Genomic DNA, 23,299 nt, shown 5'->3' on the forward strand with positions numbered 1-23,299 from the left:
AGCGCAGAACCGCAGCAATCCAGAAGGAGACGAGTGAACGAGCTAGAGACCGAGATCCTGGTGGTCGGCGGCGGCCTCGGCGGCGTCGCGGCGGCCCTGGCGGCACTGCGCCGCGGCCGCCGGGTGGTGCTGACCGAGGAGTACCCCTGGCTCGGCGGCCAGCTCACGTCGCAGGCCGTCCCGCCGGACGAGCACCCGTGGATCGAGGAGTTCGGCGCCACCCGCTCCTACCGCGCCCTGCGCGACGGCATCCGCGACCACTACCGCCGCGCCTACCCGCTGACGGACGCGGCGCGCCGGCATCCGGCGCTGAACCCGGGCGCCGGCTGGGTCAGCAAGCTCTGCCACGAGCCGCGGGTCGCGGTCGCCGTCATCGACGAGCTGCTCGCGCCCTGGCGCTCGGCCGGCCGGCTCACCGTCCTGCAGCCCGCCCGCGCCATCGGCGCCGACGTCGACGGCGACACCGTCCGCGCCGTCACGATCCAGCGCCTCGACACGCACGCGACCACGACGATCAGCGCCGACTACGTCATCGACGCCACCGAGACCGGCGACCTGCTGCCGCTCACCGGCACCGAGTACGTCACCGGCTTCGAGTCGCGCGCCGAGACCGGCGAGCCCAGCGCCCCGGAGCACGCGCAGCCGGAGAACCAGCAGGCGATCAGCTACTGCTTCGCGTTGGACCACGTCGACGGCGACCACACGATCAGCCGCCCCCAGCGCTACGACCACTGGCGCTCGGTCGAGCCCGCGTTCTGGGGCTCGCCGCTGCTCAGCTTCGGCGCTCCCGACCCGCGCACGCTGCGGCACAAGCCGCGCGTCTTCGACCCGAACCCCGGCGACGACGCGCTCGCCGTCGACGCCGACCAGAGCCGCGAGCAGGGCGACGCCAACCTGTGGACGTTCCGCCGCATCGCCGCCCGCGACCTCTTCGCGCCCGGTCACTACGCCAGCGACATCACGCTGGTGAACTGGCCGAACATCGACTACTTCCAGGCGCCGGTCATCGACGTCGACGAGGCCACCCGCACGCGGAGGCTGGACGACGCCAAGCAGCTCAGCCTCTCGATGCTCTACTGGATGCAGACCGAGGCGCCACGGCCCGACGGCGGCACGGGCTGGCCGGGGCTGCGGCTGCGCCCCGACGTCGTCGGCACCGACGACGGGCTGGCCCAGGCGCCGTACGTCCGCGAGGGCCGGCGCATCCGGGCCGTCACCACCGTCGTCGAGCACGACCTGTCGCAGGCCGTCCGCGGCGCGAGCGGCGCCCGTCGCTACCCGGACACCGTCGGCGTCGGCATGTACCGGATCGACCTGCACCCGTCCACGGGTGGCGACAACTACCTGGACGTCGGCGCCGAGCCGTTCGAGATCCCGCTCGGCGCCCTGCTGCCGCAACGGATGCGCAACCTGCTCCCCGCGGCGAAGAACATCGGCACCACCCACATCACCAACGGCTGCTACCGGCTGCACCCCGTCGAGTGGAACATCGGCGAGGCCGCCGGGCACCTGGCCGCGAGCTGCCTCGACGACGACCGGCAGCCGCACGAGATCCAGGCCAAGCAGCCGCTGCTCGAGGACTTCCAGGCACTGCTGACCCGCGACGGCGTGGAGCTGCGCTGGCGGGACGGCGTGTCCGGCTACTGACTCTCGCTGACCACGTCCAAGGAGGGACGATGAAGCACCGCACTCTGTACGGCGTCGCCGGCCTCACCGCCGTCGCGCTGACCCTGACCGCCTGTGGTGGCGACGACGGCGGGGGCGACTCGACGTCGGACGGCCCCGCCGACCTGCGCATGACCGTCTGGACCGCCGACGAGGCACAGCTCGCGCTGTTCCAGGAGATCGCCGACGCCTACGTCGCCGACCACGCCGACACCGTCTCGGGCATCAGCTTCGAGACGCTGCCGTTCGAGGACTACACCACCGGCATCACCACGCAGATCGCCGGCGGCAACCCGCCCGACCTCGCCTGGATCTTCGAGTCGTCGGCGCCGGAGTTCGTCGCCAGCGGCGCGCTGCTCGACCTGCGCCCGGTGCTGGAGGAGACCGACGGCTACGACGCCGGCGACCTGGAGCCGGACGCGCTGCGGCTCTGGGAGAACGACGGCGGGCTGTACGCCTACCCGTTCTCGAACAGCCCGTTCGGCGTGTTCGTCAACACCGACCAGCTGACGGCCGCCGGCCAGCCGCTGCCCGCGGACCTGATCGCGGCCGGCGACTGGACCTGGGACCGGGCGGCGGAGATCGCGGCCGCGACGGCGCAGGCCAGCGGCAAGGCCGGACTCGTGGTCCGCGACTTCGACTTCGCGCTGTGGGAGAACCTCGGCACCATCTGGTCCAGCTTCGGCGCCGAGCCGTGGTCGGAGGACGGGTCCACCTGCGAGTTCACGTCGCCTGCGATGATCGACGCGCTGACCTGGATCCACGACCAGATCTTCACCACGGGCGCGCTGCCCGGCCCCGGCACGACGGCGGACTTCTTCGCCGGCGACGCCGCCCTCACGGTGACGCAGATCAGCCGCGCGTCGGCGCTGGACGACAGCTTCGGCTGGGACCTGGTGCCGCTGCCGGACGGGCCGGAGGGGCACGTCAACGTCATCGGGCAGGCCGGCATAGGGGTCTTCGCCGACGGCCCGAACGCCGACGTCGCCGCGGACTTCCTGGCGTACTTCACGAACCCGGAGAACGCCGAGCGGCTGGCCGCCTACTTCCCGCCACCGCGCACGTCGCTGCTCACCGCCGAGACGCTGCAGGGCGCCAACGCCAAGCTGACGACGGAGCAGCTGCAGGCGGTCGTGATCGACGGCATCCCGGGTGCGGTGACGAAGCCGGCGCACGCCAACTTCGCCCAGTTGCAGGCCGCGATCCGGGCCGAGCTCGACGCCCTGTGGACCGCGGACGCCGACGTGAGTGCCGTCGCCGAGTCGGTCTGCGCGGCCGCAGAACCGCTGCTGGCCGGCTGATCGGGGACCGTTGATGACGACGGCGACCATCGGCACACCGCGTCGACAACGGCGGCTGAGCCGGCGCGAGGACGTCCTCACCGGATACGCGTTCGTCCTGCCCCAGCTCGTCGGCAGCCTGCTGTTCGTGATCGGGCCGCTGGTCGCCGTCGTCTGGTACAGCCTGCACGACTGGAACGTCCTGGCGAACAGCTTCACCTACGCGGGCACGGACAACTACGAGCGGCTGGCGACGGACCCGGGGTTCCACGACGCGATGCGGGCCAGCGGGATCTTCTCCGCCGGTCTGGTGGTGCTCAACGTCGGCCTTGCGCTCGCGCTGGCCGTCATGCTCAACCAGCGGCTGCCGGGCACGGCGACGTTCCGGGCGTTCTTCTTCTCCCCGGTCGTGGTGTCGCTGGTCGCGTGGACCATCGTGTGGGGCTTCCTGCTGCAGGCCGACGGCGGCATCAACGGGTTCCTGTCGCAGCTGGGGATCGACGGTCCCAACTGGCTGCGCGAGGGGCCGACGGCGATGCTCTCGGTGATCGTCGTGCAGGTGTTCAAGAACGTCGGCCTCAACATGGTGCTGTTCCTGGCCGCGCTGCAGGGCGTGCCGCGCGAGGTGCGCGAGGCGGCCACCATGGACGGGGCGTCGCCGTGGCGCTCGTTCTGGTCGGTGACCGTGCCGCTGATCAGCGGGACCATCCTGCTGGTGTCGATCCTGACGGTCGTCGGCTCGCTGCAGGTCTTCGCGCAGATCGCCGTCCTGACGCAGGGCGGGCCGGGGACGTCGACGACGGTGATCGTCTACTACCTCTACCAGCAGGCCTTCCAGTTCCAGGAGTTCGGCTACGCCAGCGCCGTGTCGGTGGTGCTGTTCGTGATCGTCGCGATCCTGACGTTCGTCCAGTGGCAGACGCGGAGGCGGTGGGTGTTCCATGAGGTCTGACGTCGTCGAGGCGCCGGTGTCCGCAGTGGCGGGCGACCAGGGCGCCGCGGCACCGACGGCGCCGGCCCGCCGCCGCCGGGTCCGTCCGGCCATGGTCGCGGTCTTCGTGCTGCTGTGCGTGCTGGCCGTGCCGTTCGTCTTCCCGACCTGGTGGATGGTGACGGCCAGCTTCAAGCCGATGAGCGAGATCCTGCGGATCCCGCCGACGCTGTGGCCGTCGTCGCCGACCATCGAGGCCTACGGCCAGGTGTTCGACCTGCAGCCGTTCGCGCAGCAGTACTGGAACAGCATGTACATCGCGGCGCTGGTCACGGTGGGCACCATCGCGGTGTCCTCGATGGCCGGCTACGCGTTCGCCCGGATCCGCTTCCCCGGGGCGAACCTGCTGTTCGGCGTCGTGCTGATCGGGCTGCTGGTGCCGGCCGAGGTGACCATCGTGCCGCTGTTCCGGCTGGTCAACTGGGCCGGGCTGATCGACACGCACTGGCCGCTGATCGTCATCCCCATCGTCGGGGCGCCGAGCGTGCTGGCGACGTTCATCATGCGGCAGTTCTTCCTGACCCTTCCCGGCGAGCTGGAGGAGGCCGCCCGCATGGACGGCCTCAGCCGGGCCGGCATCTTCCGCCGCATCGCGTTCCCGCTGGCGCGCCCGGCCATCGCGGCGGTCGCGATCTTCACCTTCCTGCACTCGTGGAACCTGTTCCTCGAGCCGCTGGTCTTCCTGTCCAGCCGCGAGGGCTTCACTCTGCCGCTGGCGCTGACGCAGTACGTCGACGCCTACGGCGGGCCCATGTGGAACGTCCAGCTGGCCGCCACCACGCTCACGGTGCTGCCGGTGCTCGCGGTGTTCCTGCTGGCCCAGCGGCAGTTCGTCGAGGGCCTCGCCAACACCGGCCTCAAGGGCTGACCTGACACTTCCCTGCGAGAAGGAGTTCGTCGATGTCGCCGAACCACGTACCAGCACTGTCCCGCCGCTCGCTGCTGGCGATCAGCGCCGGCCTCGCGGCCGCACCGTTCCTTCCGTCGACGACGGCGTCAGCTGCCGGCCGGGCGGGTGGCTGGGCCGCCACCGGCGTCGACCCGACGGTGTTCGGGTCGACGCTGACCGCGCTGCCGGCCGACCCGACCACCGTCGTCCTGGGCTCCGCCGGGTTCACGACGCACGCCGACGGCGTCGGCGACGACACCGCCGCCCTGCAGGCCGCCGTCGACGAGGCGTCGCGCCGGGGCATCGCCAACAAGCTCGGCGACATCCTCGGCGGCGCCCGCGACTTCCCGCACGGCGACGGCGGCGGCGTCGTCCTGGTGCCCGAGGGGACGTACCGGCTGTCCGCGCCGATCAACGTGTGGGACTCGGTGCGGATCGTCGGCTACGGCGCACGGCGGCCGGTGTTCGTGCTCGGCGCGTCGACGCCCGGCTACGCGTCGAGCACGCCGCGCGACCTCTTCTCGTTCCGCCGCCGGCCGGTCGGCGGGCCCGTGACGTACGCCAACAACGACACGTTCGGCTCCGGCCTGGTGAACCTCGACATCCGCGTCGAGCCCGGCAACCCGAGCACGTTCGCCGTCCGGTTCGCCGGCGCCCAGCTGTGCATCCTGCAGGACCTCGACATCCACCTCGGCGAGGGCCACACCGGCATCGACCACAACGCCAACCTCATCCAGCGGGTCCGGGTCTTCGGCGGCGAGATCGGCTTCCACGCCTACGCCGCGTCGGCCGGCTGGCAGACGACGGTGCTGGACTGCCGGTTCGAGGGCCAGCGGTCGCTGAACGTGCGGCTGTTCAACGACGCCAAGCTGGTGGTCGTGCGGACGGTGTTCGCCGGCGCGCCGCGGGCGTTCGAGTCCGCCGTCGACCAGTGGCAGCACCTCTACCTCCAGGACTCGCATTTCCAGGACATCGGCGACGTCGCGGTGGCGCTGAACGAGAGCTCCACCATCCCCGGCGCCACCGACCCGCTGATCCGCAACAGCAACCAGCTCACCGTCCGCAACTGCACCGCCGACGGCGTTCGCGACCTGCTGCTGCTCACCCAGACCGGCGAGCGGACCACGGCGCGCACCCGGACCAGCCGGATCAGGGAGCTGACCTACGGGCTGCGGGTCGAGAACGCGCTGTCGTCGCGCGAGAGCCGCCGCGACGGTGTCTACGCCGACGTCGTCGGGACGGCCGGGACGGCGTGGACGAAGCGGATCCTGCGCACCGACGTGCCCGCGCTGCCGGCGGTCGGGACCTGGGCGAACGCGGCCGACATCGCCGCCTCGCTCGGGCGGACCATCGGCGCCGGCTCGGACGACCTCGAGGTGTTCCAGGCCGCCGTCGACCAGTACGACACGGTGTACGTGCCGATCGGGAAGTACCTGCTCAGCGACACGCTGCGGCTGCGGCGGACGTCGAACCTCATCGGGCTGCACCCCCGGCAGACCTGGCTGCGCGCCGTCGACGGACATGCGAACTTCGCCGACCCGGACGCCCCGCGGGCGCTGGTGTCGACGCCGCCGGGTGGGCGCAACATCGTCGTCGGGCTCGGCCTGGACACCGCCGAGCAGACACCGGGCGCGGCGAACCTGCTGTGGCAGTCCGCCGATGGGTCGTACCTGGCGGACGTGACGACGCAGTTCGTGAAGTGGCACCCGGAGGACGTCGCGTCCGGCGATCCGGGTTACACCTACCGCGGCCGGCACAAGTACAACGTGTGGGTGCGCGGGGGCGGCGGCACCATCGCCAACGTGTGGGCCGCGGCCGGCTGGGCCGACAACGGCCTGCTGGTCGAGGACACCGACGTGCCCGCCCGGGTCTACGAGGTCTCCGTCGAGCACCACGAGAACCGCGAGGTCGTCCTGCGCGGGGTGTCGGACTGGCAGTTCCTCGGCCTGCAGACCGAGGACCACATCTACGGCTGGCGCTCGCAGGCCGTCGAGGTGGTCGGGAGCTCCGACCTGCTCTTCGCCAACTCGGTGTTCTTCCGGGTCGCGACGGTGCTCGGGCCGTACCCGTACGCCGTCAGCGTCCGCGACTCGCGCCGGATCGAGCTGCGCGGCAATCGCGGCTACCGCAACATCGAACCGCAGTTCACCCAGTGGGGAGCCGGCGCCGTCGACCACGGGACCGGGCGGCTGGTGCCTGAGATCGAGTTCGTCCACGTCGGGATCGAGGGGTGAGCGCGATGTCGCTGGGACGACGGTCCTTCCTGGGTGTGGCCGGCGGTGTCGCGGCCGGGGTGGCGCTCGGCGGGACGCTGACGCCGTCGGCCGCAGCCGTGCCCCGCGACCGGAGTGAGCTGATCCCGTCGTCGGGCGCCCATCTCGGGGTCTACGCCTACGCCGGCAACGACGCCGGCGTCTCGCAGCCCGAGGCGCTGGAGTCGCGGATCGGGCACCAGCTGCGCATCAACCACTGCTTCCACCACTACGGCACGGCGCCGCACACGGCGCGCTGGCAGAACGACATCGCGGCGGGCCGGATCCCGATGATCTCGTGGGGCGCCGGCCCGCAGACGCGACTGCAGGAGATCGCCGACGGTCTGCACGACGACGAGATCTCCGGGCAGGCGACGTTGCTGGCGTCGCTGGAGGCACCGCTGTTCCTGCGTTTCACCTGGGAGTTCGACCTGCGCTACACCGACACCGCGCTGTTTCGCGAGGTCTGGACGTACGTGCACGCGAAGTTCGCCGGCGCGCCCAACGTGGCGTTCGTGTGGTGCCCCACCTGGCGGGCCTACCGCGAGACCTTCAAGGCCGACGCGTTCTACCCGGGCGACGCGTTCGTCGACTGGATCGCCGCCGACGCCTACGCCCGCCCGCACACCGACCCCGCCTACCACTACCGGCCGTTCGACCTCATGATGGACACCGCGCACGCCTTCGCCGCCGACCACGGCAAGCCGTTCATGGTCGGCGAGACCGGCGTGCACCGGGCCGCGGTCGACCCCGTCCAGGCCGCCTGGCTGACCACGACGCGGTCGGTGGTGAAGAGCTCGTACCCGCAGCTCAAGGCGTTCGTCTACTTCCACCGCGACGGCGACGCCCCCGACGGCGACGACTGGCGGGTCACGGTCCCCGACGGCGGCCCCGCTCAGCAGGCGTTCGCCGCCTTCGCCCACGACCCGTACTTCGACCCCTCCTGAGCGCCGTCCTGTGGGCCATTGCGGTCGTCCGGTGACCGGAATGGCTCCTACCGTCGAGCCATGACTTCCATGGCACCCACTTCGATTCTGGTCACCGGCGCGACCGGCAACGTCGGCCGGCCGCTGGTCGAGCAGCTCCTCGCCACGGGGCACCGGGTCCGGGCCCTGACCCGCAACCCCGGCGCGGCGGAGTTGCCGGCCGAGACCGACCTGGTCGCCGGCAATCTGAAGGACCCGCACAGCCTCGACGTCGCGATGGGCGGCATGGAGGCGGCGCATCTCATCGGGTTCGACGGCGCCGACTACTCGCCGCTGGACAACGGCGAGCAGATCGCCGAGACCGCGGTCCGCAAGGGCGTCCGTCGGGTCACGCTGCTCAAGGGCGACCTCGAGAAGAGCGACCTCGAGCGGGCCGTCGAGGCGAGCGGGCTGGCCTGGACCCACCTCGCGCCGGTCGAGTTCATGTCGAACGTGCTCGAGTGGGCCGACTCGATCCGCGCCGAGGGCGTCGTCCGCGACGGCTTCCCGGACAGCCCGAGCGCCATGGTGCACGACGCCGACATCGCGGCCGTGGCGGCGGTCGCGCTGACCTCTGCGGCCGACGAGCACGCCGGGCGTGAGTACTGGCTGACCGGGCCCGAGGCGCTGACCGCCCCGCAGAAGGTCGCCGTGCTCGCCGAGGTGCTCGGCCGGCCGATCCGGTTCGAGGAGCTCACTCGCGACCAGATCGTCGGCCAGTGGCGCGAGCAGGGCTGGTCCGACGGCGACATCGAGTTCTTCCTGGCCATGCGGACGAACCCGCCGGAGGCCGGGTACACCGTGCTGCCGACGGTCGAGGAGGTCACCGGCCGGCCGGCGCGGACGTTCGCCCAGTGGGTGTCGTCGAACCGAGAGGCATTCAGCTAGTTTGCTAGCATGATCGCATGGCGACGGCGGCGACAACCCGATCGGCCGGCGACCGCCTGCTCGCCGTGGGCATCGTCGCGCTGGAGTTCGCCGCGGCGGTGAGCACGTTCGTCGCGTCGACGCTGCTGCCGGTGGTCACCGAGGAGCTGGACGCCCGCGACCGGCTGGGGCTGTTGGTGGCGGGCGGCACGCTCGGGCTGTTCGTGGCGCTGCCGCTGGCCGGGACGGCGCTGCGCCGCCTGGGCGCCGGGCGGACGCTGGCACTCGGGACGGTGGTCTACGCCGGCGGGCTGGTCTTTGCCGCAACGGCGCAGCAGGCCTGGGTGTTTGCCGCGGGCCAGTTCACGGCGGGCCTGGCGGGCGGGTTGCTGGCGGTCTTCGGGATCAGCGCGGCGATCCGGCGGCTGGACGAGCGGCTGCGGCTGAAGGTGGTCGCGGCGTCGTCGGCGATGTGGATCCTGCCGGCCATGGCCGGTCCGGCCGCCACGCTCGCGCTCGAGCACGCCGTCGGCTGGCGGTGGACGCTGCTGGTCCCCGTGCCTGTGGTGCTGGCCGGCCGGCTGCTGGTGGTCCGGGCGGTGAGTGGCTCGGCGGGCTCGTCGTCGATTGCGGACGACGAGCGGCTGCGGCCGGCCGGGCTGCTGGTGCCTGTGGGCGCGGCGGCCATGGTGCTGGCCGACGGCGTCTGGCTCGGCGCGGCGGCGGGCGCGGCGTGCGCCGTCGCCGGGACGGTCGCGCTGCTGCCGGCGGGGACGGCCCGGCTGCGGCGCGGCGGTCCGGCAGCACTGGCCGCGATGACGCTGTTCGCCGCCGGGTACGTCGGCGCGGACAGCCTGATCACGGTGCTGCTGACCGACGGCTACGGCGTGACGCTCGCCCATGCGGCGATCGTGCTGGGCGCCGCGCCGTTCGCCTGGGGACTGACCAGCCTCGTGGTCGCCCGCGTGGCTCCGGAGCGGCAGGTCCCGGCGGCAGGGCTCGCGCTGACGGCGGCAGCGGTCGGCCTGCTGGCGGCGGGCTCCGGGACGCCGGCCTTCGGGACGTTGGGCTTCGAGACGTTGGGCTTCGGCGGCGCGCTGGTGGCCTGGGCCGTGGCCGGCGCCGGGGTCGGGCTGGGCTACCCCGGCCTCTACCTCCGCTCGACGGCGGCGACGGGGACGGGGACCGGGACGGAAGCGGCCGAGCTGGCGGCGGCGGTGATCACGGCCGAGGCGATCGGCGGGCTGCCCGGCCGGGCCGGCGGTGGCGCGCTCGCCAGCATCGACGGCGGTCTGCCCGCCGCCTACGGAGCCTTCGCCGTCGTCCTCGGACTCGCCGCCCTCGCCGCCACCCGCAGCCGCGCAGCGGGGCCGCGCCGGCCGGCCGGGTGACAGCACGCTCGCGCGTATCGACGGCGGCCCCCGCAGCCGGACACCGGGGCCGAGCGGACCGGCCGGCCGGCGCTCCGGATTCCGGCTGACGCTCGGGAATCCGGCGCTTGGCGAGCGTTCGGAGCCCGGACGCGTCGGTTCCCCGAGCGTCGACCTGATTCCCGGGCGTCAGCGATCCCACCCGGCCGGCAGCACGACCCCCGCCGGCCCGGGCGACAGCACGCTCGCGCGTATCGACGGCGGCCCCCGCAGCCGGACACCGGGGCCGAGCGGACCGGCCGGCCGGCGCTCCGGATTCCGGCTGACGCTCGGGAATCCGGCGCTTGGCGAGCGTTCGGAGCCCGGACGCGTCGGTTCCCCGAGCGTCGACCTGATTCCCGGGCGTCAGCGATCCCACCCGGCCGGCAGCACGACCCCCGCCGGCCCGGGCGAGGGCCAGTCCGCCGGTTCCGGCTCGACCGCGCCGACACCGGGAACGTGCTTCCACCACCGGACCGGCCGGTCATGCCGGGCGTTGTCCCGCAGCAGCGCGGCGAACCGCTGGGCAAGCTCGGCCCGATTCCGCCACGCCAGGTCCCACCCGAACCGCACCACGTCGACACCCAGACGCCGCAACCGCCACTCGCGCTCACCCTGCCGCGCCACGATCTGCGAGGCGTCGGGCCGGTTGTCGTACTTCAACGCACCATCGGCCTCGAACGCGGCCCAGTGATACGGCCACAACCCATCCACCCGGTACTCCGGCTGGGTCTCACCCACCCACGCGTTCGCCACGGGCAACGGCAGATCGAACTGCAGGCAGGTGAATCGGCCCAAGGTCTCCAGCGGCGACTCCGCACCCGGATCGGCGTGCTCGGCCACCCACCGTGCCCGCGCCACTCCCGGCCAACCGGCCATGGCAAGTACCGCGGTCTGCAGTTCCCGGCCCGCCGCCATCGCGGCGTCGGCGGCGACCAGGGCGGGGAGGATCGGGCCCGATCGTGCGGCATCGGCGATGGCCCAGCCGGTCCTCATCAGCCCGATGCCCTGGACCCGTCCCAGCTGGTGCGATGGAACGGAGATGATCCTGACGTCGCCGTACACGCCCAGCTGGACCCTGGGTCCGGTGCCGCTCGGCCGGATCGCCGTCACCCGCCGCGGCACCGAACCGACCGTGGGCAGGTGCCAGGCGGCCACCGCGGACCAGCCGGTCAGGAAGGTCGTGTCGCCGCTGTAGAGGGCGAACGCACGCGACCGCAGCCGGTACGCCGCCCACGCCGGCGCAGCAGCCAGAACGGCGGCCGAGACGTAGCAGCCGGGCGCGAGCCGGACCAGCAGCCCGGCAGCGGCCAGCCGACGCAGCCGGCTCTCGTCGATACCGGCCCGGGCCGCGGTGGCGACGTCGACGACCTCGAAGCACCGCTCGAGGAGTCCGGCCACGTCGGGCGGGAGGTGGCGCAGGCGGGCAGACACCCGACCAGCTTCGGTGGGGCGGGCGACCCTCGGGAGGCCCGAGGCGCGATTTGTGGATGACTCGCGCGCACCGAGCGACCTGTGGACGACTCAGCCTACGGCGGCGTCGTCGAGGGAGCGGAGGCGGCGAAGCGGCGACAGGTACAGCGGCACCCAGACCAGGGCCAGCACGACGGCGCCCGCCCACAGCGCCGTCCGCGGACCGGCCAGACCGCCGATGAGGCCGGACAGGCCGGCGCCGATCGCCACGGCGCCCGTCAGCAGGAACCGCATGGTCGCCGTCTGCCGGCCGAGCAGGTGGTCGGGGGTGACCTTCTGCCGGAAGCTGACCAGCACGACGTTGTCGACGGCGATCTTGTAGACGACGATCACCCAGCCGAGCCCCGCCAGCCACAGCAGCGGCCCGGCGTCGATCAGCGGCACCAGCAGGCCGGCCGGGGCGATCACGACACCCAGCAGCCACAACGCGCGCCCCGCTCCGAGCCGCCGGACCACGCGGGTCGCCGTCGCCGCGCCGATCAGGCCGCTGACCCCGCCGACCGCGAAGAACAACCCCAGCACGCCGGCCGACATCCCGAGCCGCTCGACCAGCAGGACCGGCAGCATGACGAGGATGAGCTGCATGCCGAGGTTCGTCATCGCGCCGGCGACGGCGACCGCGCGCAGCACCGGGTGGCCGGCCACGAACCGGACGCCGGCGCCGATCGAGCGCAGCATCGGTTCGCGCGGCGCAGCAGCCAGGCCCGACGCCACCGACGGCTCACGCCGTCGGATCCCCAGCAGGAAGCCGCCGGACACCAGGTAGCCGGCCGCCGTCACGACCACCGCGGCCGGCGCGGACGCCAGCTGCACGAGGAACCCGGCCGCGCTGCGCCCGCCGATGTGCACGACGGAGTCGATGCTGCCGAGCACGGAGTTGGCCTCGATCAGCCGGTCGCGCCCGGCCACGTGCGGCAGGTAGCTGTGCGCCGACACGTCGAAGAACACCGTCGCCACCCCGGTCAGCAGCGCGACGGCGTAGAGCTGCCCGAGGGTCAGCGCGTCGAGCCACCAGGCCACCGGGAACGACGCGTACAGCACGGCCCGGGCGAGGTCGGCGGCGATCATGACGCCGCGGCGGCGCATGCGGTCGACCCAGACGCCGGCGGGCAGGCCGATGAGCAGGAACGCGGCCGTGGTGAGCGTCGCGAGCAGGCCCACCTCGCCGGGCGAGGCGGACAGCGCGAGCACGGCGACGAGCGGCAGGGCGAGTGAGCCGACCTGCAGGCCGAGCTTGCTGGCGGCCGCGGCGGCGAACAACAGGTGCAGGTCGCGCCGGGCGGGCGGCGCCGCGACAACAGGGGCGTCGAGGGTCATGGCGGCACCCTCGCCGCTCGCGCGCACCCTGCCGAGAGATTTAGGCTGAGCTGAATGCTGGAGCTGACCTTCGCCGCCCAGGACCTGTCGCTCACGCGGTTCGCCTTCTCGCCGCTGTGGGAGGTCGTGGCGAGCATCCGGGTGCTGCGCGAGCCGGCCGGGCACGCCCTGCACCTGCCCTGGGTCAAGGCGACCCGGGCCCGGTTGTCCGAGACGGGCCTGGACCTCCGGCCGCTGACCACCCACGTCAGGCACCCGGGCCGGACGCTGCCCGGTTTCCTCGCGCCGACCCCGCAGACGCCGACTCCTGAACTGGCCGACGAGCTCGAACTGCTGCGCGGCACCGACCCGGCGACCGTCCCCGGCGGCGACCAGGCACTCGAAGCCCTCGTGAGCACCATCGCGTCGTACTGGGAGCTGGCGTTCGCGCCGTCCTGGCCCCGGGTGCGCGATCTGCTCGAGGGCGACGTGCTCTACCGGGCCCGGAGGCTGGCCGCCGGCGGCGCGCCGCAGCTCTTCGCCGACCTCGATCCGGCGATCGCCTGGGCCGGAGACACCCTCACCGTCCGGCACGCGCACGTCAGCGAGACCCGGCGGCTGAGCGGGCGCGGACTGGTGCTGGTGCCGTCGGCCTTCCTCTGGCCGCACGTCGCCTCGAAGACCGAGGAGCCCTGGCAGCCGGTGCTGCGCTATCCCGCCCGCGGCGTCGCGACGCTGTGGGAGCGCGGCCGGCCGGACGCACCGGACGCGCTCGACGCGCTGGCAGCAGTCCTCGGCCACTCCCGGGCACTGCTGCTGGCCGAGCTGGACTCGCCCGCGTCGACCGGCGAGCTGGCCCGGCGCACGGGGCTCACGCCCGGCGGCGTGTCGCAGCACCTGAGCCTGCTGCGGGCGGCCGGCCTGGTGACGTCGCACCGCACCGGCCGGGTCGTCCTCTACGCCAGGACGGCGCTCGGCGACGCCCTCCTGGGCACGTGACGGCGCGCCCTGACGCAGGAGCCCGGGGCCGGTCCGAGCACGTTTCGGACCGGCCCCGGGGGTCGGGGGGCGAAGCTCAGAAGCGGCCGCACTGCTCCTGGCTCGCGAACGGCAGGTCCTCATAGCCGGACACGTCCTGCTGGCCGAGCGACCCGTCGGCCGCGGCCCGCAGCACCGCCATGGTCGGGATGCGGAAGAGGTTCTCGAGCTGGCCGTTGCTCTTCTGGCCGACCGAGCGGACCTCGTAGAAGATGGCGCCCGTCGTGAGGCCCTGCGGCGCGGGCTGCTCACCGGCCGGCGCGGTGCCGCCCATGAGCATGCGGCTGAGCCCGGCGTTGGTGATGTCGATCAGCGGGTAGTGCGCGACGTTCGCCAGGCCGTACTGGTCCAGCGCCTCGACGCTGGCCATGGCCATCTGCCGGTTGGTCAGCCACTGCTCGGCCGTCATGCGGCTCGGGTCGATCGAGCGGGCGCCGATCTGGAACTGGTTGAGGTCGTTGGTGCCCTCGACGATCGGTGCCTGGCCCATGTGGTGCAGGTCGAGCGCCAGCTCCGGGGCGGTGTCACGCCACAGCTTCCAGAAGGCGACGGTCTCGGGCTGCGCGAAGTTCTCCCAGTCGCGGTTGAGGTCGATGCGGGTGGGCGTCGTGCTCTGCCGGATGTTCGCCTCGGCGCCGTCCGGGTTGTACATGGGGATGACGATGACGGTGAGGTTCTCGCGGATCAGCCGCGCGTCCGGCGACCCGCTGGCGAGGTGGTCGAGGATCTGCAGCACGGCCTCGGTGCTGTGCAGCTCGTTGCCGTGGATGCGGGCCTGCAGCCAGAACGTCGTCGGGCCGGTGCCGACGGTGGCGTAGTACAGCTCGCGGCCCTCGCCGGACACCCCCGCCGACGCGACGGCGACCCGGCCCTGGCTGGTCCGCTCGATCCGGTCCAGCTCCTGCACGACGTCGTCGTAGCCGGCGACACTGGACAGGCTGACGTTCTGGTCCTCCTGCAGGCACGGCCCGCCCGGCAGGTGCGGCGGTTCGGAGGCCGCCGTCCCCGCGCCTGTCAGGACGGTGGCGAGCATGCCGAGGCCGGCGAGCCCGGTGATGATTCTGCGCATGGTCGTCTCCCTAGAGGTCGTCGCGGGGGTTGCCGATGGACGGGCCGGCCGGCGGGATGTCGAGGTAGCGGTCGCCGTCGACGGTGTCGATCGCACCGGAGGCGAGCGCCTCGAGCGTCACGCCCATGCCGGTGAGCGACTGCTGGATCAGCATGCCCATCGACTTCTGCGCCACGGAACGGGTCTCGTACAGCATGATCCCGGCTCCGTTGAGTGCGTACGAACCGAGCGCGGTGCCCGGCAGCTCCACGTCCGGGTAGCGGGTGATGCCGCCGAACGGCGACTCGCCGAGCGAGCGCAGCGCGTCGTACACCAGCACGTTGATCCGGAAGCTCAGGTCGCGCACGGCAGGGTCGAGCGGGAACTCCGGCGTGCCCTCGGTGACCAGGCCGATCACCTGCAGCGTCGTGAGCTGGTTCTCCGTCTCGGACTCGACGTTGCTGCCGCGGTGGTGGTGGTCGATGAAGACCTCCGGCCGGAGGCGCTGGAAGATCGCCGCGGACGTGCGGGCCTCCGGGGTGACGTAGAACCCGGGCAACTCCGACTCCCCGGGCAGCAGGGCCTCGTCGCCAGGGCCGAGGCGGAAGGTCAGGTCCGGGTGGAAGTCGCGGTTGATGTCGTAGCCGGAGACGCGGCCGGGCTGGAGCAGGTTGCGTGGCAGGTACCAGGGCGCCGGCGTCGCGGCGGCGAGGCCCCACTCCTGCGGCGTCCAGACCTGCGTGTTCTGCCGCCGCTGGACCAGGAACCCGGTCTCGTCACGGAAGTCGGCGCCGTCCATGTTGAGCCGCGGGATGAACCAGATCGTGAGCCGGTCGAGGATGTCCCGGACCGCGGGGTGCGAGCTGGTCGCGAGCGTCTGCATGAGCCGGAGCACCACCTCGGTGCCCAGCGGCTCGCCGCCGTGGATCTGGGTCTGGATGAGCACCGGCAGCCGGCCCGAGCCCGGCTCGCCGAAGCGGACCAGGTGGATCGGCCAGCCGGTGGCCGACCGGCCGGCGACCTCGACCGCCATGCGTCCCTTCGACCGCGCCGCGATGGTCGACAGCTTCGGCCCGAGGTCGGTGTTGGCGGTGAGGGCGACCTTCTGAACGGTCTGGTCGGGCTGCAGCCACGGCCCGTTCGGGCGGGACTGAGGACCGGCGTGGGCACTGGGAGTCAGTGCCGCACCCACTCCCAGACCGGCGACTCCAGCGAGGAACGTGCGTCGGCGCATGTCGGCTCCTGTGGTCGGTGACATAGCACCCATGTGATCGCCGTCACGTCCCAAAGGGGCACGGCCTGGAATTAGGCGATCGCCTCAACTATCCGCACGGGGCGGCCGGGGCCGTAGCTCTCGCGGGCGCGGTTGCGGGCGAACCGGCGCAACGGCGCCACGTAGGCGTAGGTGTCCGGCCCGGTGGCGGTCAGCAGGTGCACGTCGACCAGCGACTCGACCAGGTCGGCGGCCTCACCGAGCGGCAGCCCCAGCACCTCGGCGGCGAACGACGGCGTGATCTCCACGACCTCCGGCACGGCCAGCAGCAGGAACGCCCGGGTCTGCTCCGGCACCAGGCCGATGAGCATGGCGTCGTACGGATCCTCGATGGACGAGCACTCCGGCGCGCGCACCGGGGCATCGGGCTCCGGGGCGTGCAGCCGCTCGACGGCGGCGCGCAGCGTCCAGTCCGGCCGCGACGCGATCCGCTCCCCCAGCGCCTGCACCACCTGCGGCAGCCCACCGGCCTGGGTGAGCAGGGTCGCGACGGCGTCCGGTTCGGCCCGCAGCCGCTCGGCCCCGACCAGCCGCTCGAACAGGGCGAGCGCGTCGCCGTCGGGCAGCACGCCGAGGGTCAGCCAGCGCGTGGCGGCCAGCCCGTATAGCCGCTGCCGCGCCGTCACCACGACCGCCGCCCCGCCGGCGCCGGGCAGCAGCGAGCGCACCTGGTCGCCGTCGCGGGCATCGTCGAGCACGACGAGCAGCCGCCGGCCGGCCGACAGTGTGCGCCAGAGCGTGGCCCGCTCGCCGGTGGAGTCCGGCAGCTCGCCGGCCCGCACCCCGAGACCGCGCAACAGCTCGGCCAGCGGATCGGCGGACGTGCCGAGGTCGACGAAGAGGTGGCCGTCGGGGAACTCCATGGGCAGGCTGCGGCCGAGATGCACGGCGAACGTGGTCTTGCCGATGCGGGCCAGCCCGTCGACGCCGAGCACCGGCACCGTCCCGGACGACGGCGTCAGAGTGGCGGCCGCGACGGCGAGCTCCTCGTGCCGGCCGACGAACTCCGGCAGGTCGGGCGGCAGCTGGCAGGGCCGCTGGACGGAGCCGGTGAACGACGGCGTCAGCTGCGGCTCCACGGGTGCTGCGGCCGGCGCAGTCGGCGCGGCCGGCGCCGGCGGGACCGGCTCCGCGGTGAGGATCCTGCGTTGCAGCTCCTGCAGGCCAGGCCCGGGATACAGCCCGAGCTCCTCGGACAACCGGTGCTGGACGTCGGCGAAGACGGCCAGGGCGTCGGCCTGCCGCCCGGACCGGTACAGGGCCAGCATGAGCAGCTCGCGCGGGCGTTCGCGCAGCGGCTCCTCGGCGACCAGCTCGGCGAGGTCGGCGGCGGCCTCGGCGGGGCGGCCGGCGTCGATGTCGGCCGCGGCGAGGTCCTCGAGCGCCGTCAGCCGCAGCTCGGCGAGCCGGACCCGCTCGAACTCGGCGAAGTCCGCGGCGACCCCGGCGAGCGGCGTGCCGCGCCAGAGCGCCAGGGCCGAGCGCAACGCCGTCGCCGCGGGGTCGCCGTCGGACCGCCTGGCCGTGGCGAGGAGCCGCCTGAACACCGTCAGGTCGAGGTCGTCGGGGCTGTCGAGGCGCACGGCGTAGCCGCCGGCGACCGACGCGACCACCGCGGGGCCCAGCGCTCGGCGCAGCCGCGACACGTAGGAGCGGACCATGCCGACGGCGGCCGGGGGCGGCTCGTCCGGCCACAGCGCCGCGACCAGCTGCGCCGTCGTCACCGCGGTGCCGTCCTGGAGCAGGAGGAACGCCAGCAGCGAGCGCTGCTGCGGCGAACCCAGCGCGATCTCGGCGTCGCCGCGCCAGGCGCGGACCGGACCGAGCACCTCGAACCGCAGCTCGTCGGCCACGCCACCTCCTCCGGACCCGTCGGGCAACCCGTGGGAGCCAACGACGGGTCCGGAGGCGGTATTCCGATCACGCGCCGCCGGTGAACGCCTCGCGGTGGGCGGCCAGCCAGCCGGCGAAGTCCTGCAGGTGCGGGTGGAGCTTGCGGACCTGCTCGGGGTCGCGGGCGCCGGCGAAGACGTCCTGGTGCTCGGCGTAGAAGAAGAACATGTTCGCGAAGTCGTCCGATCCGGGCGTCGGCTGCGCGCGGACCTCGTCGAGGCTCAGCGGCCGGTACTCGACGGTCTCGCCGAGCTCCTTGCTGAACGCCGCCGCGTACTCCGCGCCGGTGAGGTTCTCGCCGGAGATGCTCACCGTCTGCCCGGCGAACTCCTCCGGCCCGCGGGCGAGGATGGCGAACGCCGTCCGGCCGATGTCCTCCGCCGCGATGCCGGGCAGCCGGGCGTCGCCCATCGGCAGCCGCAGCGCGAGCACCCCGTCCTCGCCGCGCGTCGGCGGGAAGTAGTCGATGAACGAGTCGAAGTAGAACGTCGTCGACAGGTACGTCGTGGGCACGCCCGCCTCGGCGAAGAACGCGTCGGCCTCGCCCTTGCTGTCGAAGTGCGGGACCTTGTAGCCGCCTTCCAGCGTCGGAGCGCGGTGGTCGTCGGGGGCGATGTGCTCGCGGGTGTCGGGCAGCGTCGACCAGATGACGTGCTTCAGGCCGGCCGCGGCGGCACCGTTCGCCAGGGCGCGGGCGTGCGCCTGCTCGCGCTCGACGGAGTTGTACTCCCAGAACGCCGTGACGAAGAAGCCGCCGTAGGCGCCCTCGAGCGCGGCCCGCACGCTCGCCTCGTCGTCGAGGTCGGCGGCGACGACTTCCGCGCCGGCGGCGGCCAGCGCCTTCGCCGCGCCGGCGTCCGGCCGCCGGGTCAGCGCCCGGACGGCGAAACGCTTCTCGGGGTCGTCGAGGATCGCCCGTGCGACCCCGCCGCCCTGCTGCCCGGTGGCGCCCACTACTACGATGATCTTCTGTTCGGTCATGCTCCGAGGCAACCGCCGCGACCTTCACGTCCCGTGCATATTCGATTGACGTGCAGGTCAGGACCCTTAGGCTGACGGAGATGTACTCCGATGACGACGTGGCGGCGCTCTACGAGGTGCTCAACCCCTGGGGTCCCGGCGACGACTTCTACCTCGGCCTGGTCATGGCGGCCGGCGCGGTCCTCGATGTCGGCTGCGGACCGGGCGGACTGCTGCGCCGCGCCCGCGAGGAGGGACACCACGGACGCCTGTGCGGGCTCGACCCGGACGTCGCCGCCCTGGACCGCGCGCGACGCCGCGCCGACGTCGAGTGGGTCGAGGGTCGGGCCGCCGACCTCTCCGCCAAAGAGGAGTTCGAGCTCGCGGTCATGACCGGCAACGCGTTCCAGGAGCTGCGCGAGGACGCCGACCTGACGGCTTCGCTGGCGGCCGTCCGGCGCGCGCTCGCCTCCGGCGGGCGGTTCGCGTTCGACACCCGCAACCCCGAGGTGCGCGAGTGGGAGCAGTGGCGTCCGGAGAACGGCTTCGACGTCGTCGACCACGCGGGGCGCGAGCTGCGGGTCTGGCACGACGTCGAGGCGGTCGCGGACGGCCGGGTGACGTTCACCGAGACCACCGGCACCCGCGACGGCACGGCGCTGCGGGTCGACCGCGGCACGCTGCGGTTCCTCGATGTCGCGACGCTGGACGCCCTGCTGGCCGAGGCCGGGTTCGTGCTCGAGGACCGCTACGGCTGGTGGGACCGGCGGCCGTTCGCCGCGGACAGCCGGAGCATCGTCACCGTCGCGCGAGCCGTCGATGGGTGAGCTCGTGCGCGTCGGGGTCGTGTCGGACACGCACGCGCCGCGGTTCTGGAAGTCCTGCCCGCCGGCGGTCGCCGAGGTGTTCGGCCACGTCGACCTCATCCTGCACGCGGGCGACGTCTGTGTGCCGTCGGTGCTCGACGAGCTGACGGCGTTCGCGCCGGTCCACGCGGTGCAGGGCAACAACGACGGCGCCGACGTCGCGGCGTGGGGCGCGCCCGAGGTGCTGCGGCTCACCGTCGCCGGCGTCCGCATCGCGATGCTGCACGACAGCGGGCCGGCGTCCGGGCGGCTGCCGAGGCTGCGCGCGCTGTTCCCCGACGCCGACCTCGTCGTGTTCGGGCACTCGCACATCCCGTGGAACGAGGAGTCCGGCGGCTTCCGCGTCTTCAATCCCGGTTCGCCCACGGACAAGCGCCGCCAGCCGCGCGGCACCGTCGGGCTGCTGACGCTGAGCGACGGCCGGGTGAGCGCCGCGGACATCGTCGCCGTCACGCCCTGATCCCCCGCGTGCCGCCCGTTTTGCCCCGCCCGCAGCGGGTAGCCGATCAGTATGACGGCCCACATCGAACGCGAACGCAAGTACGAGGTACGCGACGACGGGCCGGCGCCTCCCGTGGCGGGGCTGACCTTCGCGGGTGGGACGACCCCTGTCGATCCGAGCTCCGAGGAGCTCCAGGCCGTCTACTTCGACACCCCGGACCTGCGGCTGCTGCGGGCCGGCATCACGCTGCGGCGGTGCGCGGGCGGCGCCGACGCGGGCTGGCATCTGAAGGTGCCGAGCGCCGAGGCGGACACCCGGGTCGAGCTACGGCTGCCGCTGGAGGAGCCGGTGGCCCTGGTCGCCGGGGGTGCCGACACTCCGCCGTCGGACTTCACCGCCCTGCTGGACGGTCACACCCGCGGCCTCGAGCTGGAGCCGGTCGCGCACATCGTCACCGACCGGACCACGTGGCAGCTGCTCGGTGAGCACGGCCGGCCGGTCGCGGAGCTCACCGACGACCGCGTCGAGGCCACCGACCTGCGCCGCAAGTCGACCGCCCGCTGGCGCGAGGTCGAGGTCGAGCTGACCGGCGACGGCGACCGGGCCCTGCTGACGTCCGCCGATGCCGAACTGCGCCGCCACGGCCTGCGCCGCAGCGAGGCGCCGTCGAAGCTGGCCCGGGCGCTCGGACGGGTCGGTGCGGAGGCGCCGGGTGCTCACGGGCCGGCCGGCGGCCTCGACGACGACACCGCCGGCGCGCAGGTCGTCGGCTACCTGCGCACCCAGGTCGCGCGGCTGACGAGGTACGACCTCGCCACCCGCCGCGGGGAGCCGGACTCCGTCCACCAGCTGCGCGTGGCGACCCGCCGGCTGCGCAGCACGCTGCGGGTGTACCGCGGCCTGTTCGACCGGGGCGTCACCGAACCCGTCCGGACGGAGCTGCGCTGGCTCGGCCGCCGGCTCGGCCCCGCCCGCGACCTGGAGGTCATGGAGGAGACGCTGACCCGCGAGGTCGCCGAGTTCCCGGCCGAGCTGGTGATCGGCCCGGTCTCGGCCCGGCTCACCCGGCACTTCGCCCCGGCACGGGCCGACGCGGCCGCGGCCGTCGAGGAGACGCTGCGGTCGGAGCGGTACCTGCGCCTGTTGGACGCGGTGGACCGGCTGGTCGCCGACCCGCCACTGACGGAGCGGGCGTCGCGCCCGGCGGACCAGGAGCTGCCGCGGCACGTGCACAAGGCGTACCGGACGACGAGGCGGCGGGTCCAGCGGATCGACGGCGAGGAGCACCGCGACGACGCCATGCGCGACGAGGCCCTGCACGACGCGCGCAAGGCGGCCAAGCGGCTGCGGTACGCGGCGGAGCTGGCCCGGCCCACCGCCGGCAAGCCGGCGAACCGGCTGCGCAAGCGGGCCAAGAAGGTCGCCTCGGTGCTGGGCGAGCACCAGGACAGCGCCGTCGTCCGGCCGCTGCTGCGCCAGCTCGGCACGCAGGCGCAGCAGGCCGGAGAGAACGGCTTCACGTTCGGCGTGCTGCACGACCGGCACCAGGAGCTCGCCGAGGACGCCGAGCGCCGGTTCTGGCCGGCCTGGGACCGGGTCACCGCGAAGAAGGCGCGGCGCTGGTTGAGCTGATCCACCGCACGCTCCTCCATGATCATCCAAGTTCCGGGGCGTGATGGCGCCCCATTTCTTGGATGATCATGAACGAGGGGCGAGGCCGAACAGCTCGAACACCCGCGGATCCTGGAAGACGACGGTGTGCGCGATGCGGCCGCCATCGACCGCGAACACCTGCAGCGTGTGCAGTGTCCCGGCGCGGTAGGCCGCGAACGCCGGCTGGCCGTTGGCCCACACCGGCTCGGTCCGCCAGTCAGAGCCGCGCAGCACGAACAGCCGCTCCATGAACCGGCCGTAGTCGTCGCGGCCGCGGTACCAGAGCGCGACCGGCGGCATCTCGAGGACGGCGTCCTCGGTGAGCAGCGCGACCAGCCCGTCGACGTCGGCGGCCTCGAAGGCGCGGGCGTACCGGTCGACGACGGCGCGAGCGCGCGGGTCGTCCGGGTCGTCCGGGGCGGCCGCGACCGCCGACGCCGTCGGCCCGGCCGCCGCGACACGGCCCGGGCCCGCTGCAGCGCGCTGTTGACCGACGCGACCGTCGTGTCGAGCCTCGGCGGCGCTGAACTGCAGCACCTCGCGCAGCACGAGCACGGCCCGCTGCCGCGGCGGCAGCACCTGCACCGCCGCGACCAGCGCGAGCCGCAGCCCCGTCCGTACCTCGACGGCGTCGGCCGGGTCGGTGGGGAACGGGTGCAGCCAGGGCACCTCGAACGACGGGGTCAGCGGCGCCTCGGCGTCCTCGCTGGGCGCGCCGAGGCCGGACGGCAGCGGCCGCCGCGCCCGGCCCTCGAGCGCCGTGAGGCAGGCGTTCGTCGCGATCGAGTAGAGCCATGTGCGCACCGACGCGCGGCTCTCGTCGTACCGGTCGCGCGCCCGCCAGGCCCGCAGCATCGTCTCCTGCACCAAGTCCTGATTTCCTTTACCTTGCGGGACTAATCGCCGCCAGGGACCTCGCGGTCGGCCACGCCCTCAGCCCCGTGCACCGAGCCGACCATCCGGTAGCAGTGCGCGACCAGCTCGCGACGATGCGGCTCCAGGCGCTCCGCGAGGTCGTCGCCGGCGCCCGTCGTCACCG

Annotated in this window: 20 protein-coding genes; 12 read left to right on the forward strand and 8 right to left on the reverse strand. The window is 73.4% G+C overall.

What is annotated here, in order from left to right; genetic code table 11:
* Nucleotides 1-33 precede the first annotated feature (33 nt).
* From HD601_RS04985 to HD601_RS05020, 8 genes are all read left to right on the forward strand, one after another.
* Complete coding sequence (locus HD601_RS04985; RefSeq protein ID WP_184819858.1) at nt 34-1,647, forward strand: FAD-dependent oxidoreductase; 1,614 nt, start codon at nt 34-36, stop codon at nt 1,645-1,647.
* A gap of 29 nt (nt 1,648-1,676) precedes the next feature.
* Nucleotides 1,677-2,966: an extracellular solute-binding protein gene (locus HD601_RS04990; RefSeq protein WP_184819860.1), complete on the forward strand. Its 1,290-nt coding sequence runs from the start codon at nt 1,677-1,679 to the stop codon at nt 2,964-2,966.
* 13 nt (nt 2,967-2,979) lie between these two features.
* On the forward strand, nt 2,980-3,897 hold the full coding sequence (locus tag HD601_RS04995; RefSeq protein ID WP_184819862.1) for a carbohydrate ABC transporter permease: 918 nt from the start codon (nt 2,980-2,982) through the stop codon (nt 3,895-3,897).
* 91 nt (nt 3,898-3,988) lie between these two features.
* Nucleotides 3,989-4,804, forward strand: coding sequence for a carbohydrate ABC transporter permease (locus HD601_RS05000; protein WP_343076482.1), 816 nt, complete (start codon nt 3,989-3,991; stop codon nt 4,802-4,804).
* 32 nt (nt 4,805-4,836) lie between these two features.
* Nucleotides 4,837-7,059 (forward strand): glycosyl hydrolase family 28-related protein, encoded by a 2,223-nt coding sequence (locus tag HD601_RS05005; RefSeq protein ID WP_184819866.1) that lies wholly within the window; start codon nt 4,837-4,839, stop codon nt 7,057-7,059.
* Nucleotides 7,060-7,064: 5 nt separating this feature from the next.
* The gene (locus HD601_RS05010; protein ID WP_184819868.1) at nt 7,065-8,024 is read left to right on the forward strand and encodes a glycoside hydrolase family 26 protein; all 960 of its coding nucleotides are present in this window, start codon (nt 7,065-7,067) and stop codon (nt 8,022-8,024) included.
* Nucleotides 8,025-8,084: 60 nt separating this feature from the next.
* Nucleotides 8,085-8,930 (forward strand): NAD(P)H-binding protein, encoded by an 846-nt coding sequence (locus HD601_RS05015; protein ID WP_184819870.1) that lies wholly within the window; start codon nt 8,085-8,087, stop codon nt 8,928-8,930.
* A 17-nt stretch (nt 8,931-8,947) separates the two neighbouring features.
* Complete coding sequence (locus HD601_RS05020; RefSeq protein WP_184819872.1) at nt 8,948-10,300, forward strand: MFS transporter; 1,353 nt, start codon at nt 8,948-8,950, stop codon at nt 10,298-10,300.
* A 384-nt stretch (nt 10,301-10,684) separates the two neighbouring features.
* Here HD601_RS05020 and HD601_RS05025 read toward each other — a convergent pair whose 3' ends face one another.
* The gene (locus HD601_RS05025; RefSeq protein WP_184819874.1) at nt 10,685-11,752 is read right to left on the reverse strand and encodes a type IV toxin-antitoxin system AbiEi family antitoxin domain-containing protein; all 1,068 of its coding nucleotides are present in this window, start codon (nt 11,750-11,752) and stop codon (nt 10,685-10,687) included.
* A gap of 90 nt (nt 11,753-11,842) precedes the next feature.
* Nucleotides 11,843-13,108: an MFS transporter gene (locus HD601_RS05030; RefSeq protein WP_184819876.1), complete on the reverse strand. Its 1,266-nt coding sequence runs from the start codon at nt 13,106-13,108 to the stop codon at nt 11,843-11,845.
* Between the two features lie 54 nt (nt 13,109-13,162).
* On the opposite strand from HD601_RS05030, the gene HD601_RS05035 reads away from it, so the two are divergent.
* Nucleotides 13,163-14,086: an ArsR/SmtB family transcription factor gene (locus HD601_RS05035; protein ID WP_184819878.1), complete on the forward strand. Its 924-nt coding sequence runs from the start codon at nt 13,163-13,165 to the stop codon at nt 14,084-14,086.
* Between the two features lie 76 nt (nt 14,087-14,162).
* On the opposite strand, the gene HD601_RS05040 is transcribed toward HD601_RS05035, so the two are convergent.
* The 4 genes from HD601_RS05040 to HD601_RS05055 all read right to left on the reverse strand — a co-directional run bounded on the left by HD601_RS05040 (nt 14,163) and on the right by HD601_RS05055 (nt 19,320).
* Nucleotides 14,163-15,194, reverse strand: coding sequence for a M14 family zinc carboxypeptidase (locus HD601_RS05040; protein ID WP_184819880.1), 1,032 nt, complete (start codon nt 15,192-15,194; stop codon nt 14,163-14,165).
* A 10-nt stretch (nt 15,195-15,204) separates the two neighbouring features.
* Complete coding sequence (locus tag HD601_RS05045) at nt 15,205-16,407, reverse strand: M14 family zinc carboxypeptidase (RefSeq protein ID WP_184819882.1); 1,203 nt, start codon at nt 16,405-16,407, stop codon at nt 15,205-15,207.
* Between the two features lie 71 nt (nt 16,408-16,478).
* Nucleotides 16,479-18,299, reverse strand: a complete 1,821-nt coding sequence (locus HD601_RS05050) for a BTAD domain-containing putative transcriptional regulator (protein ID WP_184819884.1) — start codon at nt 18,297-18,299, stop codon at nt 16,479-16,481.
* A 67-nt stretch (nt 18,300-18,366) separates the two neighbouring features.
* The gene (locus HD601_RS05055) at nt 18,367-19,320 is read right to left on the reverse strand and encodes an NmrA/HSCARG family protein (RefSeq protein WP_184819886.1); all 954 of its coding nucleotides are present in this window, start codon (nt 19,318-19,320) and stop codon (nt 18,367-18,369) included.
* A gap of 80 nt (nt 19,321-19,400) precedes the next feature.
* On the opposite strand from HD601_RS05055, the gene HD601_RS05060 reads away from it, so the two are divergent.
* From HD601_RS05060 to HD601_RS05070, 3 genes are read left to right on the forward strand one after another with little or no spacing between them, the layout of a single operon-like run.
* The gene (locus tag HD601_RS05060) at nt 19,401-20,126 is read left to right on the forward strand and encodes a class I SAM-dependent methyltransferase (RefSeq protein WP_184819889.1); all 726 of its coding nucleotides are present in this window, start codon (nt 19,401-19,403) and stop codon (nt 20,124-20,126) included.
* Nucleotides 20,119-20,625: a metallophosphoesterase family protein gene (locus HD601_RS05065; RefSeq protein ID WP_221440541.1), complete on the forward strand. Its 507-nt coding sequence runs from the start codon at nt 20,119-20,121 to the stop codon at nt 20,623-20,625. The genes HD601_RS05060 and HD601_RS05065 overlap by 8 nt, the downstream gene beginning before the upstream one ends.
* A 51-nt stretch (nt 20,626-20,676) precedes the next feature.
* Entirely contained in the window at nt 20,677-22,239 is a 1,563-nt protein-coding gene (locus HD601_RS05070; RefSeq protein WP_184819891.1) for a CYTH and CHAD domain-containing protein, read from the forward strand.
* Nucleotides 22,240-22,305: 66 nt separating this feature from the next.
* Here the strand turns inward: HD601_RS05070 and HD601_RS05075 are convergent, their stop codons facing one another.
* Both HD601_RS05075 and HD601_RS32965 read right to left on the reverse strand, forming a co-directional pair.
* Nucleotides 22,306-23,127, reverse strand: coding sequence for an RNA polymerase subunit sigma-70 (locus HD601_RS05075; protein WP_343076483.1), 822 nt, complete (start codon nt 23,125-23,127; stop codon nt 22,306-22,308).
* Nucleotides 23,128-23,156: 29 nt separating this feature from the next.
* On the reverse strand, nt 23,157-23,297 hold the full coding sequence (locus tag HD601_RS32965; RefSeq protein WP_221440543.1) for a hypothetical protein: 141 nt from the start codon (nt 23,295-23,297) through the stop codon (nt 23,157-23,159).
* Between the last annotated feature and the right edge of the window lie 2 nt (nt 23,298-23,299).

The organism is Jiangella mangrovi (genome assembly GCF_014204975.1).
Taxonomy (GTDB): domain Bacteria; phylum Actinomycetota; class Actinomycetes; order Jiangellales; family Jiangellaceae; genus Jiangella; species Jiangella mangrovi.